Source organism: Actinomadura sp. NPDC048955 (assembly GCF_040649435.1).
In the GTDB taxonomy this organism is placed as follows: Bacteria; Actinomycetota; Actinomycetes; order Streptosporangiales; family Streptosporangiaceae; genus Spirillospora; species Spirillospora luteofluorescens.
This window is the reverse complement of sequence record NZ_JBEZJI010000008.1, coordinates 165,633-181,736: the sequence shown is the minus strand read 5'-3', so window position 1 is coordinate 181,736 and position 16,104 is coordinate 165,633. Positions and strand designations below refer to the sequence as shown.

The window sequence follows — 16,104 nt, the reverse complement described above, 5'->3', positions numbered from 1 at the left end:
TGGACCGTGCGCGGAGCCGGAACTCATCGCCTCACGGCGTGTCCGTCTCGGCGGCGATCGCCTCCAGCGCGGCGGTGATGTTCGCCTCGGCGGCCGCCTTGTCGACGCCCGTGCCGGAGAGGATGCCCGTGCCGTCCTCGAACTCCAGCAGGGCGAGCAGGATGTGCTCGGTGCCGACGTAGTTGTGGCCGAGGCGCAGGGCCTCGCGGAACGTCAGTTCGAGGGCCTTCTTGGCGTCCTGGCCGAAGGGGATGAGCTCGGGGAGTTCGCCTTCCGCCTCCGGGGGGAGTTCGGCCGTGGCGGCCTGCCGGACGGTGTCGAGCAGGACGTCCTGGGCGAGGATCGCCTTGGCGGCGAGCGCCTCGGGCTCGGTGAGCAGGGCGAGGACGAGGTGGGCCGGGATGATCTCGGCGTGGCCGGCGGCGCGGGCCTCGCTCATCGAGGCCACGACGACCTTGCGGGCGCGCTCGGTGTAGCGGGAGAAGCCCTGGGAGGGGTCGAGGTCGGGCTTCTCCCCCTTGGCGACGAAGCGCTTCTGCGCCGCCTGCTTGCTGACGCCCATGCTCTTGCCGATCTCCGTCCAGGACGCGCCGGAGCGGCGGGCCTGGTCGACGAAGTGGCCGATGAGGTGGTCGGCGACCTCGCCGAGGTGCTCGGCGGCGAGGACGGCGCTGGTCAGCTGTTCGAGGGCGTCGGTGTGGACCTTCTTGATGCCGTTGATCAGGTCGTCGAGGCGGACCTGGACCGGCGGCCGCTGGGGTTCGGTCATGCGTCAACCATAGGTTGACGATCCTGGATCGTCAACCCTGGGTTGACGCTCACCAGCCGGCGGCCCCGGCGAAGGACGTCGGGGCCGGGTCATAGCCGAGGGCCTCCCGGGCGGCGGTGGTGTCGAGGGTGCGCTCCAGGGCGAGATGGCTGATCGCGTAGCGGGTGAGGCGCGGCGGTTCGGGACGCCTGACCAGCAGGAACGCCCCCTCGGCGACGGCGGCGAGCGGGCGGGCGGCGCGGGCCGGGACGTACACCGGGCGCGCCCGGACGCCGCGCTCGCGCAGGATCGCGCGGAACGCGTCGTCGATCGCGACCGGCGCCGCGTCCGCGACGTTGAAGACGCCGGAGGCCACGGAGCCCGTCGCGGCCAGGACGCACGCCTGGACCAGGTTCCCGACCGAGGTCAGGCTGACGCGCTGGCGGCCGGTCCCGACGGCGGGCAGCACCGGGCCCCGCACGGCGGACAGGACGCGCGGCAGGAGCGTCGTGTCGCCGGGCCCGTAGACCGCGTGCGGGCGCAGGATGATCGCACCGGCGCCCGCGGCGGCCCTCTCGGCGGCGGCCTTGGAGGCGCCGTAGGCGTTCATGTAGCGGCGCACCGGGGCCTCGTCCTCGCGCGCCATGACGCTCGGTGTGAACGGGTCGTACACGCTGGCCGTGCTGACGTGCACGAACCTGGCTCCCGGGAAGCTCGCCAGAGCGTTGCGGGTGCCGGTGAGGTTCGCGGCGAAGAGGGCGGCCGCGGGTCCCCAGTCGGTGACGCTGCCCGCGCAGTGGACGACCGCGTCCACGGCGGGCGCGTCCGGCAGCGGGCCTCGCGTGAGGTCCCAGGACCGGTAGGGCGCGCCGCCCACGCGGCCGGGGGCCACCGCCGGGCGGCGGCCGAACGCGAGCACGGCCGTCCCCTCGGACGCGAGCGCCCGGCACACCGCGCCGCCGACGAAACCCGAGGCTCCCGTCACCGCGATCCTCACGGCGCCACCACCTCGCGGAGCCGGTCCCGGTCGAGCTTGCGGGTGCGCCCGGAGCGGGGCAGCTCGTCCAGGACGACGATACGGTCCGGGAGGGCGTCGTGGTCGATGACGTCCGGGAGCCTGCGGTGCAGCCGTTCGTGCAGGTCGCCGGTGCCGACCACCGCGAGGACGACCTCCTCGTCCCCCGTGCGCGGGTCCGGCACGCCCACGATGGCGGCCTCGGCCACGCCGGGCAGCGCGGCGATCGACGGCTCGTACAGGCCGGGGTAGAGGTTGAACTTGCCGCGGATCAGCATGTCCTTCTTGCGTCCCGTCAGGACGAGGCGGCCGCCGTCCAGCCGCGCGAGGTCGCCGGTCGGCAGCTCGGCGACGGGGTCCGCGCCGAGGTACCCACGGCACAGGTTGGGGCCGGACAGCAGCAGCTCGCCGTCCCCGGCCAGGCGGGCGCCGACGCCGGGGAGGGGCGCGCCGAGCAGGTCGCCGGGCCCGTCGTGCGCGAGCTTCTCCCGCGCCGACGCGATCGCCACGGGCAGGATCTCCGTCATCGCGTACACCGACAGGACCTCCGCGGAGGGGGCCGCCTCGACCGCCTGCCGGAGCACGGCCGCGGGCGCGGGCGCCGCGCCGAGCAGCACGTACCGGACGGACGGCGGCAGCTCGCGGCACGCGTCCAGGATCTCGGCGAGGTGGACGGGGACGCAGAACGTGTGCGTGGCCCGCCGCTCGCGCATCAGCCGCGCGAAGTCGGCCGGGGCGCAGAACAGGGGCGGCATCGACCAGCGGGCGCCCGCGATCAGGGTCGGCAGGCCGAGCATGAGCTGGTCGGTGTGGACGACGTCCCCCGGCCCGAGGGGCAGCCGGGACCGGAACAGGTCGAGCGCCGCCGCCAGCGACGCCTGCGTGTGGACGACCGCGCGCGGGTCCGCCGTCGTGCCCGACGTGAAGATCACGGCGGCGGGGGCGTCCGGATCGGGCTCGCGGTCCGGCTCGGGGGCCTCGCCACGGGCCAGGCGCGCGAAGGACAGCGCGCCCCGGGGCACGCCCGGCAGCCGGCGGCCGACGTGGATGTGCCGCATCGGGCCCTCGCCCGGGATCTGCAGGTCGGCGAGGTTCGGCAGGAGGAGCCCGCGCCGCCGCGCGTACGCCCGGACGGGCCGGAGCCTGCTGCCCGCGTACAGCACCGATTCGGCCGCCGACCAGCGGGGACGGGCCAGCCGCAGCCGCGCGGTGAACATCTCGGGCCCGGCGCCCGGGTCGGCGAACACGACCACTCCCCCGGCCGCGACCACGCCCAGCGCGAGGACGAGCGACTCCGGCGAGGGGCGCACCGAGAACAGCACGCCGTCGCCCGCGGCGAGCCCGCCGGACAGCAGCCCGTGCCGGACGGCGAGCACCTGCCGCCGCAGGTCACCGTAGGTCAGCTCCGTGCCGTCCCCCGAGACCAGGGCGACGGCGGCGGGCGTCCGCGCCGCCTGGTCGAGCAGCAGCCGGACGAGCGTCATGCCGCCCTCACTTTCCGAGGATCTCCCGACCGGACGGCCAGGTGGCGATAGGTCGGGATCAGAACGTTCCGGGCGGCGGCGCGGCGCGTGACGGTGAGCGGCGCGGCGGCGAGCAGCGTCCGGGTGACCAGGCGGATCTGCGCCATGGCCAGCGGGTACCCGATGCAGAAGTGCGGCCCGGCGCCGAACCACAGGCGGCGCAGCTCGGGCGGGTGCGGACGGTCCAGGTCGAACGGGCCGTGGGCGCGGCAGCAGTTGTGCGTGGCGATCAGCACCCGGTCGCCGGGGCGGATCGCCGCGCCCCCGACCACGGCCGGGCGGTGCACGCTGCGCAGCATGACCGGCGTCGGCGTCGCGACCCGCATCGCCTCCTCGACGGCCCGGTCCAGGAGAGCGGGATCCCCGGCGACGCGGTCGAGCTGCCCGTGGTCGGCGAGCAGGGCGACCAGGCGCGGCAGCAGCGTCGCGACGGTCTCGGTGCCGGTCAGGAAGAACGCTCCGGCGGCGCCGCGCGCCTCGTCCTGCGACAGGCCGAGGGCCCGCATCCGTCCCATGACCGTGGACTCGTCCCCCGCCAGGTAGGACTTGGCCGCGATGTCGCCGAGCGGGTCGAGCACCGCTCGGGCCCGGCGGGCCTGGGACGGGGAGAGCCGCCGCGTGCGCAGCGACACCATCGAGACGATCTTCTCGCCCTGCTCGAACAGGTCCCGGTAGGCGGCCTCGGTGCCGCCTTCGAGCCCGATGACCTCGCCGATCACGGTCCCGGCCATGACCCGCGCCGCCTCCACCAGGTCGACGGCCGCGCCGCGTCCGAGGCGGTCCGACAGCGCGGCCAGCGGCTCGGCCAGCACGCGGGCGCACAGCGCCTCGGTGTAAGCCGGGGTGAACAGGTCGGTCAGGCGGCGGCGGAGGGCGCGGTGGGCGCCGCCCTCCATGTTGAGCAGGACGGACGGCCCGAGCACGGGCGTCCACAGCTCGCCGGGCGAGCCGGGGCCGTCCTTGCGGAACGTCTCGCCGTCCATGAGGATCTCGCGGGCCAGGGCGGCGTCGTTCACGACCACCCCGACCCCGGGCACGCGCACGATCGGCCCGCGCCGCGCGACCCCGCGCAGGAGCGGGTAGGCGACCGGGTGCGCGGCCAGGTAGAGCCGCCTCTCCCAGTTCATCGGATGTCCCCCGTGCTCATCGGATGTCCCCTGCGCTCATCGGATGTCTCCTGCGCTCATCGGATGTCTACGACGGCGGGGCGGTAGCGGTGGTCGGCGTACCAGCCGAGCGTCCTGACGAGGCCGAACGCGCGGAGCCTGCGCACGGACCCGTACACGACGACGTCCTCGCGCAGCGCGTAGGCGTCGGTCACGTAGCGGACGCGGTTGACCAGCGCGCGGTCCTCGTGGACGTCCTCGATGCGGGTGCGGGGGAAGCCGCCCGCCCGCTCGTACAGGTCGGCCGTGATCGCGAGGTTGCAGCCCGGCATCATCACGTACGGGCCGAGGTAGAGCGGGTCCTGGTTCCCGGGGCGGAACCGCCCGAACAGGGCGGCGAGGTCGATGACGGCGGGCAGCAGCCGGCGCTCCCAGAGCCTCAGGGGGAACTCGTCGGTGCGCGGCAGCAGCGGCCCGGACACCATCTCCAGCCCCTCGCCGAACGCCCGCCGCACCGCCGCGACCCAGCCGCGGTGGGGCAGGCAGTCGGCGTCGGTGCGGGCGACGTGCGTGGCCCCCGCGCCGATCGCGTGCCGGACGCCGGTGTCGGCGGCGGCGCCGGTCCCCTTCTCCGGCTCGTGGACGATCCGGACGTCGAACGCCGCGGCGCCCGCGGCGAACTCCTTGACGGCGGTGGCGGTCCCGTCCGTGCTGCCGTTGTCGACCACGACGAGGGTGAAGCCGGTGTCGGTCTGCTCGGCGAGGCGGCGCAGCGTCGCGCCGATCGAGCGCTCCTCGTTGTAGGCGGGGACGACGATCCACAGGTTCATCGGGTCCGCAGGGTTCGCAGGGTCCGCAGGGTCCGCAGGGTCCGCAGGGTTCATCGTCACAGCTCCGCGAACATGACGCCGAGGCTGACGCCGCCGGCGAGCCCGATCAGCGCGATCCGGTCGCCGGGCCCGCAGCGCCCTTCGGCGAGCGCGGTGGCGATCTGCAGCGGGAGGCTCGCGGACGCGACGTTGCCGTGGTCGGGCAGCGTGACGACGAGCCGGTCGGGCGGGATGCCGAGGATCGCGCGCAGCGTCTCCAGGTAGGGCAGCGTCACCTGGTGGACGCCGACGACCGCGAAGTCGTCCCAGGTCAGCCCGGTCTTGGCGAGCGCGGTGGTGAAGATCTCCGGGCCGGTCGCCAGGAAGGCGTCCTTCAGCCGCCGGCCGTCCCCGCTGAAGTAGGTGAACTCGGGGTCGCGCGGGTGCATCGAACCGCCGCCCGGGAGCGTCCCGACCCGCCAGGCGCTGGAGACGGCGGCGAAGTCGCGGTAGAAGATCCCGCCGTCCGGGGCGGCCTCCACGAGCATCGCGGCGCCGCCGTCGGAGAGGGTGTAGCCGGCGAACGCGTCCACGAACTGGGCGCGGTCGCGCACCTTCCAGCGGACGGCGCGGGACGGGCTCTCGCCCGTGCAGACCAGGACGCGCTCGTGCTGCCCGGTGCGGATCAGCGCGTCCGCCATCTGGAGCCCGTTGAGGAAGCCGTTGCAGGCGTTCTTGACGTCGAAGACCGGGCAGGTCGCGCCGAGCTTGGCGGCGACGATGTGCGCGGTCGCGGGCTCCACGAGGTCCTGCGACGCCGACCCGAAGACCAGCAGGTCCAGGCCGGCCGGCTCGACCGCGCGCTCGGCGAGGGCGCGGCGGGCCGCGGCGACGGCGAGGTCGGACGCCTGCTCGTCGTCGCGCATCACGTGCCGGGACCGGATGCCGGTCATCCGCTCGACGATCGTGGGGTGCGGGCGGTACCCGGGGCTCTCGGCCGCGACGCGGGCCTCGACCTCGGCGCTGCTGACCGTCCGGTCCGGCAGGTGCGCGGCGACGGCGGTGATGCGGGCTCTCATGGGCTCGGGTCCCCCGGTTCCTCGTGCTCGGTGTCCGGCAAGCCTCGTCGGCCGCGGGCGCTCCCGGTCAGGGGAACCCTACGCATCCCGGGCCGGGCGTTGTACCCGGTTCGGCCTGAGTACTGCCACTTAGCCCGGTTTGAGGGATACCACGTTTCCGTCCGGATTCCGGAACCGCCAGAATCGGCGGGTGACCAGCACGAAGACCGACAGGGCGGCGCGGCACGAGGCCCGCCTGCTGTGGACGGCGAACCCGGGCCTGTTCGCCCTCCTGGAGGCGGCGCGCCACACCGGCCCCATCACCCGCGTGCCGAGGCTCGGGTGGGTGGTGACCGACCCCGTCCTCGCTCGGCAGGTCCTCAACGACCACGCCGCCTTCGGCATGAACGGCGAGGGCGGCGTCGGCCACCTCTGGACGCAGCTGTTCGGGGACGAGATGGGGCGGTTCTTCGGCGGTGCGACGCACGCCGAGGTCCGCACCCGCGCCCGCGACCTGTTCACCGAGGACGCCGCCCGGATCCTGGTGGAGCGTTCCCAAGGCCGGACCCACGCCGCGCTCGCCGCCCGCCTCGCCGCCGGAGCGGGCGTCGACGTCGCCGACGCGGCCCGCGTCATGGCCGGGCGCATGGTCGCCGACCTGCTGGGCCTGCCCCCGGACCGGGCCGACGCCGAGTACCGCGCGCTCTTCGCCGCCGGGGAGCGGCTCGCCCGGCTGGCGCTCGGCACGACCGCGTCCACCGGCCTCGACCCGGCGGTCCTCGCGCGGGCCCGCGCCGTCGTGGACGAGATCACCGCCGGAGTCCCGCGCGCCTACCGGACGGCAGGAACCGGCACCCTGCTCGGCCGCTGCCGCGAGATGGGCCTCGGCCTGCCGCTCGCCCGCGGCCTGGCGACCCTGCTGGTGATCGCCGGGACGGAGACCGGGGTGTCCGGGACCGTCCGCACCGCGGCCCTGCTGCACGACACCGGAGGGCAGCGGGCCCTGCTGGACGATCCGTCCCTCATGGACAACGCGGTGCGGGAGGGGCTGCGCGTCGCGGCCCCGGCGCCGGTGATCGGGCGCCACGTCGCCCGGGACGCGGCGGTCGGCGGGCGGCGGCTCCGCGCGGGCGACCGGATCCTGCTGCTGACCTACCGGGCGACGGGCGCCGCCGGGCCGTTCGACGTCCGGCGCGCCTACGTCCCGGAGACGCGGCAGCTGTGGTTCGGCGGCGGGCGCCACCTGTGCCTCGGCGCCGCAGTCGCGCGCGTGCAGGTGGCCCGGATGCTGGAGACGCTGCTGTCCTCCGGCCGCCCGTACCGGGTGGTCTCCCGCCGCCCGGCCCGTCGCGTCCTCGTCCCGTCGTACGCCGAGCTCCGCGTCCGGCCCGCCCAGTACCCGTGACGGCGTGACGGCGACCCGGGCCCGCTAGACCTCGGGGATCTCGGTCGGCGGGGCGTCCTTCTCCGGGGCCTCCTTGTCCGGGGCCGTCGGGGTCGGGGCGGGCGCCGGGGAGTGCGTGATCGTCGGGCCGACCGGCCGCGCGGGGCGCTCGTCGCGGGGCGCGGAGTTCCACCACCAGAGCGCGAAGGAGATCGCGAGCAGCACCAGCACGCCGCCGGCCACCTGGAGCACCGCGGTCCGGTGGGTCGGCTCGCGGCGCGGGCGCCGGCCCCCGTCCCGCCGCGCGGCGCGGCGGGACCTGCGCCGCTCGCGCCGGGACGGGGGCCGGGCGCGCTCGCGCGCGGACGGCTCGGTGAAGACGGCGCTCCTGACGAAGTCCTCGTCGAACACGGGCTCGTCGAAATCTGCGGCCATGGGACTCTCCGGCGCGGGGGGATCGTCGTGCGCCCAGGCTAGTCGACGCGGCCGACACCCCCGCGTGCCGCGGCCCGCGCGCGATCCCTCTCACCGGGACCGGCCTTCCCCCGCAAAGTTAGAACACGTTACAGTCAAAAGTGAATCGTGTTCTAGAAGGAGACCGCATGGGTACCCCGGTGATCGTCGAGGCGGTGCGCACGCCGCTCGGCAAGCGTGGCGGCTGGCTCGCGGGCCTGAAGCCGATGGCCGTCCTCGCGCACGCCCTGAACGCCGCCGTCGAGCGCTCCGGCATCGACGCCGCCGAGGTGGAGCAGGTCTTCGCCGGCTGCGTCACGCAGGCGGGAGAGCAGGGCGGGCACGTCGGCCGCTACTCCTGGCTGTACGCGGGGCTGCCGTGGCAGGCGGGCGTCACCACCATCGACGCCCAGTGCGGCTCCTCCCAGCAGGGCGTCCACCTGGCCGCGTCCCAGATCGCCGCCGGGGTCGTGGACGTCGCGATCGGCTGCGGCGTCGAGGTGATGAGCCGCGCCCCGCTCGGCAGCAACGTCATGCCCGCCAACCCGCGGCCCGACGACTGGTCGCTCGACATGCCGAACCAGTTCGAGGCCGCCGAGCGGATCGCCGCCCGCCGCGGCATCACCCGCGCCGACCTCGACGCGTTCGGCGCCCGCTCCCAGCAGCTCGCCGCCAAGGCGTGGGCGGACGGCCGCTTCGACCGCGAGATCGCCCCGATCACCGCGCCGGTCCTGGACGCCGAGGGCGAGGTCACCGGCGAGACCCGCGAGGTCACCCGCGACCAGGGCCTGCGCGAGACGACCGCCGACGGGCTCGCCGGGCTCAGGCCGGTGCTCGGCCCCGAGGGCCTGCACACGGCGGGCACCTCGTCCCAGATCTCCGACGGCGCCGCCGCCGTCCTGCTGATGTCGGAGGACAGGGCCCGGGCCCTCGGCCTGCGCCCGCGCGCACGCATCCGCACGCAGGCCCTCGTCGGCGGCGAGCCGTACTACCACCTGGACGGGCCCGTGCAGTCGACCGAGCGCGTCCTGCGGCGCTCCGGCATGGCCATGGGCGACATCGACATCACCGAGATCAACGAAGCCTTCGCGTCGATCGTGCTGTCCTGGGCGTCGGTCCACAAGCCGGACATGGACCGGGTCAACGTCAACGGCGGCGCCATCGCCCTCGGCCACCCCGTGGGCGCCACCGGCGCCCGGCTGATCACCACCGCGCTGCACGAGCTGGAGCGCCGCGACGCCGGGACCGCGCTGGTCACGATGTGCGCGGGCGGCGCCCTGTCCACCGCCACGATCCTCGAACGGATCTGACCGGGCGGGCATCCTGGAGTACAGGACAGCGCACGACCACGGGCCCCGGTCCCAGCGGCCGGGGCCCTCGAACCATGACAGGCGCGAAAGGCGGTCTCGGTGCAGCCGGAACCTGAGGACCTCGGCGGCGGGCTGTGGAGCGTCCCCGTCCCCATCCCGAACAACCCCCTGTCGTACACGCTGGTGTACGCGGTGGAGAGCCCCCGGGGCCCCGTCCTGGTCGACGCGGGCTGGCAGCACGAGGACGCGTGGACGGCCCTGCGCGACGGGCTCGGCACGTTCGGGATCGACGTCGCCGACGTGTACGGCGTGGTCGTCACGCACTTCCACCCCGACCACGCGGGCCTCGCCGGGCGCGTCCGCGAGACGTCCGGCGCCTGGATCGCCATGCACCACTCCGACGCCGCGATCGTCCGGCTGTTCAACGAGGTCGGCCAGGGCGGCCGCCGCTCGTTCGAGCTGACCGCGCTGCGCCGCGCCGGCGCGGCCGAGTCGGACCTGACCGGGCCCACCCAGCAGACCCGGGTCTCGCCGCCCGCCGTCCCGGACCGCGAGCTGTCCGACGGCGACCTGGTGGACGTCCCCGGCCGCCGGCTCCAGGCCGTGTGGACCCCCGGGCACACGCCCGGCCACATCTGCCTGCACCTGGAGGACGGTGACCGGATCTTCACCGGCGACCACGTCCTGCCGCGCATCACCCCGCACATCGGCCTCTACCCCTACGACACCCCGGACGTGGACCCGCTGAGCGACTTCCTCGGCTCGCTCGACAAGGTGTCGGCCATGACGGTGGGCGAGGTCCTGCCCGCCCACCAGCACCGCTTCCGCGGCCTCGGGGACCGCGCCCGCGAGATCATCGGCCACCACGAGGAGCGCCTCGCGGAGGTGGCGGCGCTGCTGTCCCCGAGCCCCGTCACCCTCTGGGACCTCACCGCCGGCCTCACCTGGCGCCACCCGTGGCCCGAGATGGCCCAGCAGGCCCGGCGCATGGCCGCCGCCGAGGCCGCCGCGCACCTGCGCACCCTGGAGACCCGGGGCGTCGCCCGCCGCGACGGCGACGACGACCCCCTGCGCTACGTCCTGCGCTGACGTTCCCGATCCGCCGCCCGGTGTCGTCCGGGGACGTTAGTCTGCCCGCCGACGATCTCCGAAGGGGTGGCGGATGCGGGACGTGCCGGGGCCGGAAGACGACGAGATGGACGGCGCGCTGGCGCTCGCCCCCGACGATCCGGAGGGGGCGCGCGAGCGCGTCCTGCGGACCGCGGGGCACCGGCCGGCGGCCTCCCTGCCTGACTTCTTCTCGGCCGCGGCGGGGGCGTTCGCGCGGGCGGGGCACGCCGAGCAGGCCGCGTTCTACCTGGGCAGGGCCGGCGAGGTCGAGGAGGCGAACGCGCGGCTGCTCGGCCTCGCGCCCGACACGGCCCGGGCGCAGCGGGTGCTGGTGGATCTGGTCCCCCTGGGCGCGATCACCGCGTCGGCGCTGCACGGGCACCTGAAGCGGCTCGCGCGGCACGACGACGCGGCCGCCGCCCACGCGTGGGCGCGGGAGGCGGTGTGCGCGTTCTTCGACGCGGGCACCGTCCCGTATCCGAACGTCGTCGCCGACCTGCTTCCGGTGGCGCGGTCGGCCGGGGTCGACGAGGCGGACGAGACCGGCTTCATCGCCGAGCGGCTGCTGCGCGGAGGGCTGCTGCCCCGGGCGCCGCTGCCGCTGTGGAAGTCCGTGGACGCGGCGCTGCGGCGGCTCGCCGGGGATCCCGCGCTGCTGGACCTGCTGATCGCGGCGCGGCCCGACGGCGGGCTGTACGCCGATCCCGGTCCGCGCGCCGAGCACCACCGGCACTGGCTGCTGCTGCTCGGGCTGGTCAAGGCCGGGCGGCGGCTGCCGCCGGACTGGTTCGCCGCCGCCGGCCCGCAGCCCGCGAACGAGCTGATGCGCCTGGCCGCCGGCGCGGGCGACCGCCTGTTCCCCGCGCCGGGACGGTGGTTCGACCCCGCCGCCGACCCGGTCGTCGGGCGCTCCGCACCCGACCCCCTCGCCTTCACCCGCTCGAAGGTCCAGGCTCCGCACTGGAACGGCGAGGACGACGCCCTCCCCCGGTTCCTCGCGCAGCTCGACGAAGGCGCCCCGAACGCGCGGGAGCGGCTGGACGCCTGCGTGCGGGGGCTCGGCCACTACGCCAACGTCGACTATCCGTCCCTGCTGCGGGCGCTGTGGGCGCAGGGGACGGTCCGCCGCGCCCTCTCCGAGGACGTCGCGCGGTGGCGGGAGGAGTGCGCGGCGGGCGACCTGCTCGGCCTGGAGGTCGCGCTGCCCCGCCTGGCGCCGCTGGCGGAGTGGGCGGCCGCGACCCCGGCCGCCGAGGCCCTGGCCGGGCTGGAGATCACCGATCCGGTCGACGCGCTGTGGCGCGCGCTGCGGGCCGGGCTCCCCGAGGAGCTGCGGTTCCCGGCCGTCGAGGGCTCGTACGCCACCGCCGTCCTGCACGACGATCTGCTCACGGTCGGCGTCGAGGGAAAGCGTGTCGAGGTCTTCGGGCCCGAAGGGCCGGTCCACCGCGCCGACCTCCCCCACGCCACGGGCACCTACCCGTGGTACGACGGCGCCGACTGCTACGTTTCGCGGCTGAACGGGAACCGCGCGGAGACCTACCGCGCGCCCGCGCCCGGCGAGCTGGAGGTGCCCGCCGACGGGCGGTGGCGATGGCCGCGCAGCCCGGCGGCGGTCGCGCTGACGTTCCCGGGCGCGACCGCGCCGACGCAGCTCACGCTCGACCGGGGGCTCCTGCGCCTGGTCGACGGTGCGGGCCGGACGACCCTCAGGATCCGGTACTCCCCGTCCCAGCCCGGTGACGCGGTCATGCCCCCGCCCGGTTTCTGGCCCCACCTGCCGGCCGCGGACCCCGAGGGCTCGGCGGCGCTGCGCGGCCTCACCCGCGACGGCGCGGCCCGCCTGGTGGACGCGGCCCTCGTCCATCGGCGGGAGCTGGACGCCGAGCTCGGCCGTGTCCTCCCTGAGATCACCGACGCGCGGCTGCTGGAGGAGGTGGCGGCGCAGGCGCTCCGGGCCGCCGCGTGCCTGCTCGACGTGCTCCGCCTGCGGGACGCGCTCCGCCTGGCCCCGCCGGAGGGCCTGCCGGAGCGGATCCGTCCCGGCGGCGGCCTGCGGGCCGGCCGGAACGTCGCGCGGGTGCCGGCCATCCGGTATCTCGCCGAGGTCCTCGTGGAGGCCGCCGAGGCCGGGCCCGCCTACGACACCCCCCATCCGCTCGGCCGCATCGACCTGCCCACCGGCGCGCGGGCCGTGCACTTCGCGTTCGGGACGCTCGGCGGCGAGGCGCTGCTGGCCGCGCTGCCGTGGCGGGCCGCGTACCAACGGGCGAAGGCCGTGGACCTCCTGGGCGCTTGGGGCGGCACCCCTTGGGGCGACGGCGGCGGCCGGTGGCGGCGGCTGTGGTTCGGCGCGCAGGCCACGCAGGACCCCGAGGGCCAGCTGTGGCGGACACCGAACGGCGCGATGGTGATCCTGTCCTGGCAGGCCCGTCCGCACAAGGAGTCCTTCGCCGTCGAGTACTCCCTGGACGGCGTCTTCCGCGACTTCACCTTCCCCGGCTGGCACCACCGGTATCCGCCGCGGCCGCAGGGCTGGGGCGGGGCCGACCGCATCGCGCGGTACCTGCGCCTGCTGGACGAGCGGGGCCCCGCCCCCTACGACGTGGCGGCCGTGCGGCGGCTCGCCGAGGGCACGGGGCTGCCGGTCTCCTCGGCCGCGTCCGCCGCCTACGGGTACCCGTTCACGGTCGGGAACGAGAAGGAGCGCGACCGGCTGCCCGCGGACGTCGCCGTGCTCTACACCGATCCCGAGACGGGCGAGCACGCCCGGAACCGGTCGTGGCAGCTCGACGAGGCGCTGCGCCAGCCCCTGATGCCCGCCGACCCGGAGGACCTGTGGGTCACGGGCCTGGACGTCGACGGAGCCGTCGCGTGGTGGGAGGCGGAGGGGCGCGAACTGGGGCTGTGACCTTTCGGCCGGGGTGCGACGCAGATCACTCTCACGGGCGGGACTCTTGATGAGACTGGAGTCTCATGTTAGAACCTGTTCTAGGTAAATGCTGGTCTCCACCCCGGCACGAAGGATCATCCATGGCACTCGCGACGTCCCCCGTCTCCGCCGCCCGGGCCTTCCGGGCCCCCGAGATCGACATCATCGATCCGGGCGTCTACGAGCGCGGGGGGATCCCGCACCGCCAGTTCCAGTGGCTGCGCGACAACGACCCCGTCCACTGGCACCAGGACCCGAACGACGGGGTGCCGGGGTTCTGGGCCATCACGCGCCACGAGGACGTGGTGTCGGTGTCGCGGCGCGCCGACCCGTACTCCTCGCACGAGCGGACGTCGATGTTCGAGGAGTTCTCCAGCGACGACATCGCCATGTACGGGCAGATGATGCTCTTCCAGGACCCGCCGGACCACACCCGGCTGCGCTCCATGGTCAACAAGGGCTTCACCCCGCGGATGATCGGGCGGCTGGAGGAGCACATCCGCAAGATCTGCAACGAGCTGATCGACGAGGCGGCGCCGCTGGGCGAGTGCGACTTCGTCGAGCGGTTCGCCGCGCCGCTGCCGCTGTACACGATCTGCGAGCTGCTCGGCGCGCCGATGGAGGACCGGGAGAAGATCTTCCACTGGTCGAACAAGCTCGTCGCGTTCAACGACCCCGAGTTCATCGGGGGGCGCGAGGAGTCGACCCTGTGCGCCGCCGAGTTCGCCGAGTGGGGCGGGCAGCTCGCCGCCGCGCGCGAGTCCACGCCGCGCGACGACATCGTGACCAAGCTGCTGACACCCGACGCCGACGGGAACCGGATCACCCTGGAGGAGTTCCAGCTCTTCGTGATCATGCTGTCGATCGCCGGGAACGAGACCACCCGGACCGCCACCGCGGGCGGCATGATCGCCTTCTTCGAGCGGCCGGACCAGTGGGCCCGGCTGCGCGAGGACCGGAGCCTGCTGCCGAAGGCGGTCGAGGAGATCGTCCGCTGGGTCAGCCCGATCAACCAGTTCCGCCGGACGGCCCTGGTCGACACCGAGATCGGAGGCAAGCAGATCAAGGCCGGCGACAAGGTCGTGATGTTCTACGGCTCCGCCAACCGCGACGAGCGCGCCTTCGAGAACCCGTTCGCCTTCGACGTGGCGCGCGACCCGAACCCGCACATCGGCTTCGGCGGCGGCGGCCCGCACTACTGCCTCGGCACCCATCTCGCCCGCATGAACCTGCGGATCATCTTCGAGACGATCCTGGAGCGCATGCCCGACATCCGGCTCGCGGGCGAGCCGCGGCGCTTGCGGTCCAACTTCGTCAACGGCTACAAGGAGATCCCGGTGAGCTTCACGCCCTCGGCCCCCCTGGGAGGTTGACGGCGCCCATCACTCCGGACGAGGAGGTTCGAGGCGATGACCACCACCCCCGACATCGAACTGGTCGACCCGGGAGCGTACGAGCACAGCGGCGTCCCGCACGGGCAGCTGGCATGGCTGCGCGAGCACGAGCCGGTGTACCGCCACCACGGCGACCCGCAACTGGACCACCCGCCGTTCTGGGCGGTCACCCGGCACGAGGACGTCGTGCACGTCTCGCGGCACCCGGAGCTCTTCTCGTCCTGGCAGCGGCTGGCGCTGTTCCACGAGTCGCCGGAGGACCAGATCGTCCTGCAGCGGATGATGATGCTGAACCAGGACCCGCCGGAACACTCGCGCAAGCGGAGCATCGTCAACCGGGGCTTCACCCCGCGCGCGATCGGCGCCCTGGAGCAGCACATCCGGGACATCTGCCGGCGGCTCGTGGCCGAGACCGCCGAGCGGGGACCGGACGCCGACTTCGTCCGCGACCTGGCGGCGCCGCTGCCGCTGTATGTGATCTGCGAGCTGCTCGGCGCCCCGCCCGAGGACCGGGAGAAGATCTTCCACTGGTCGAACACGCTGATCGGCGGGGACGACCCGGACTTCCAGCGCACGCCCGAGGAGGGGCAGCAGGCGGCGACGGAGCTGTACGCCTACGCCAACGAGCTGGCCGCCGACCGGCGCGAGAACCCGCGCGAGGACATCGTCACCCGGCTGCTCCAGCCGGACGCCGGCGGCGAGGTCCTGACCGGGGACGAGTTCGAGCTCTTCGTGATGCTGCTGTCGGTCGCCGGGAACGAGACGACCCGCAACGCGGCGTCCGGCGGCATGCTCGCGCTGCTGGAGCATCCGGAGCAGTGGGAGCGGATGAAGGCCGACCCGTCCCTGGCCCGGACGGCGGCCGACGAGATCGTCCGCTGGGTCACCCCGGTCAACATGTTCCGGCGCACGGCCGTCCGGGACACCGAGATCGGCGGCACGGCCGTCGCCGAGGGCGACAAGGTCGTGGTGTTCTACTCCTCGGCCAACCGCGACGAGGCGGTGTTCGCCGACCCGTACCGCTTCGACGTGGGACGGGACCCGAACCCCCACCTGGGCTTCGGCGGCGGCGGTCCGCACTTCTGCCTGGGCTCCCATCTCGCCCGGCTTGAGCTGAGTGTGCTCTTCGAAACACTCTTGGACGCCATGCCCAATATTGAACTCAACGGTAACGTTCGCAGGCTAAGGTCTAGTTTCATCAACGGCGTAAAGGAGATGCCGGTACGGGTGCGTCCGGCGTCCCTCGACTGACGGGAGTGGTG

At 74.7% G+C, this 16,104-nt stretch carries 13 protein-coding genes; 6 read left to right on the top strand and 7 right to left on the bottom strand.

The window, feature by feature from the left end; translation table 11 throughout:
* Positions 1-31 precede the first annotated feature (31 nt).
* Genes AB0C84_RS11445 through AB0C84_RS11420 form a run of 6 tightly spaced genes read right to left on the bottom strand, consistent with a single transcriptional unit; the run spans position 32 to position 6,280 of the window.
* Positions 32-769 (bottom strand): Clp protease N-terminal domain-containing protein, encoded by a 738-nt coding sequence (locus AB0C84_RS11445; RefSeq protein WP_361064139.1) that lies wholly within the window; start codon positions 767-769, stop codon positions 32-34.
* A 49-nt stretch (positions 770-818) separates the two neighbouring features.
* Positions 819-1,745, bottom strand: coding sequence for an NAD(P)-dependent oxidoreductase (locus AB0C84_RS11440; protein WP_361064136.1), 927 nt, complete (start codon positions 1,743-1,745; stop codon positions 819-821).
* Positions 1,742-3,247: a class I adenylate-forming enzyme family protein gene (locus tag AB0C84_RS11435; RefSeq protein WP_361064133.1), complete on the bottom strand. Its 1,506-nt coding sequence runs from the start codon at positions 3,245-3,247 to the stop codon at positions 1,742-1,744. The genes AB0C84_RS11440 and AB0C84_RS11435 overlap by 4 nt, the downstream gene beginning before the upstream one ends.
* On the bottom strand, positions 3,244-4,413 hold the full coding sequence (locus AB0C84_RS11430; protein ID WP_361064130.1) for a cytochrome P450: 1,170 nt from the start codon (positions 4,411-4,413) through the stop codon (positions 3,244-3,246). The genes AB0C84_RS11435 and AB0C84_RS11430 overlap by 4 nt, the downstream gene beginning before the upstream one ends.
* Positions 4,414-4,469: 56 nt before the next feature.
* Positions 4,470-5,222, bottom strand: a complete 753-nt coding sequence (locus AB0C84_RS11425) for a glycosyltransferase family 2 protein (RefSeq protein WP_361064127.1) — start codon at positions 5,220-5,222, stop codon at positions 4,470-4,472.
* A 56-nt stretch (positions 5,223-5,278) separates the two neighbouring features.
* Positions 5,279-6,280: a ketoacyl-ACP synthase III gene (locus tag AB0C84_RS11420; RefSeq protein ID WP_361064124.1), complete on the bottom strand. Its 1,002-nt coding sequence runs from the start codon at positions 6,278-6,280 to the stop codon at positions 5,279-5,281.
* 190 nt (positions 6,281-6,470) lie between these two features.
* On the opposite strand from AB0C84_RS11420, the gene AB0C84_RS11415 reads away from it, so the two are divergent.
* The gene (locus AB0C84_RS11415; RefSeq protein ID WP_361064121.1) at positions 6,471-7,664 is read left to right on the top strand and encodes a cytochrome P450; all 1,194 of its coding nucleotides are present in this window, start codon (positions 6,471-6,473) and stop codon (positions 7,662-7,664) included.
* 24 nt (positions 7,665-7,688) lie between these two features.
* Here AB0C84_RS11415 and AB0C84_RS11410 read toward each other — a convergent pair whose 3' ends face one another.
* Positions 7,689-8,078, bottom strand: a complete 390-nt coding sequence (locus AB0C84_RS11410) for a hypothetical protein (RefSeq protein ID WP_361064118.1) — start codon at positions 8,076-8,078, stop codon at positions 7,689-7,691.
* 167 nt (positions 8,079-8,245) lie between these two features.
* Between AB0C84_RS11410 and AB0C84_RS11405 the strand changes: the two genes are divergently transcribed.
* The 5 genes from AB0C84_RS11405 to AB0C84_RS11385 all read left to right on the top strand — a co-directional run bounded on the left by AB0C84_RS11405 (position 8,246) and on the right by AB0C84_RS11385 (position 16,093).
* A complete protein-coding gene (locus AB0C84_RS11405) occupies positions 8,246-9,406 on the top strand; it encodes a steroid 3-ketoacyl-CoA thiolase (RefSeq protein WP_361064116.1) in 1,161 nt (386 codons plus the stop codon).
* Between the two features lie 99 nt (positions 9,407-9,505).
* Complete coding sequence (locus AB0C84_RS11400) at positions 9,506-10,495, top strand: MBL fold metallo-hydrolase (protein WP_258943402.1); 990 nt, start codon at positions 9,506-9,508, stop codon at positions 10,493-10,495.
* A 73-nt stretch (positions 10,496-10,568) separates the two neighbouring features.
* The gene (locus tag AB0C84_RS11395) at positions 10,569-13,427 is read left to right on the top strand and encodes a hypothetical protein (protein WP_361064112.1); all 2,859 of its coding nucleotides are present in this window, start codon (positions 10,569-10,571) and stop codon (positions 13,425-13,427) included.
* A gap of 122 nt (positions 13,428-13,549) precedes the next feature.
* Positions 13,550-14,821, top strand: coding sequence for a cytochrome P450 (locus AB0C84_RS11390; RefSeq protein ID WP_179843515.1), 1,272 nt, complete (start codon positions 13,550-13,552; stop codon positions 14,819-14,821).
* 36 nt (positions 14,822-14,857) lie between these two features.
* On the top strand, positions 14,858-16,093 hold the full coding sequence (locus AB0C84_RS11385) for a cytochrome P450 (RefSeq protein WP_258943400.1): 1,236 nt from the start codon (positions 14,858-14,860) through the stop codon (positions 16,091-16,093).
* The last annotated feature ends 11 nt before the right edge of the window (positions 16,094-16,104 follow it).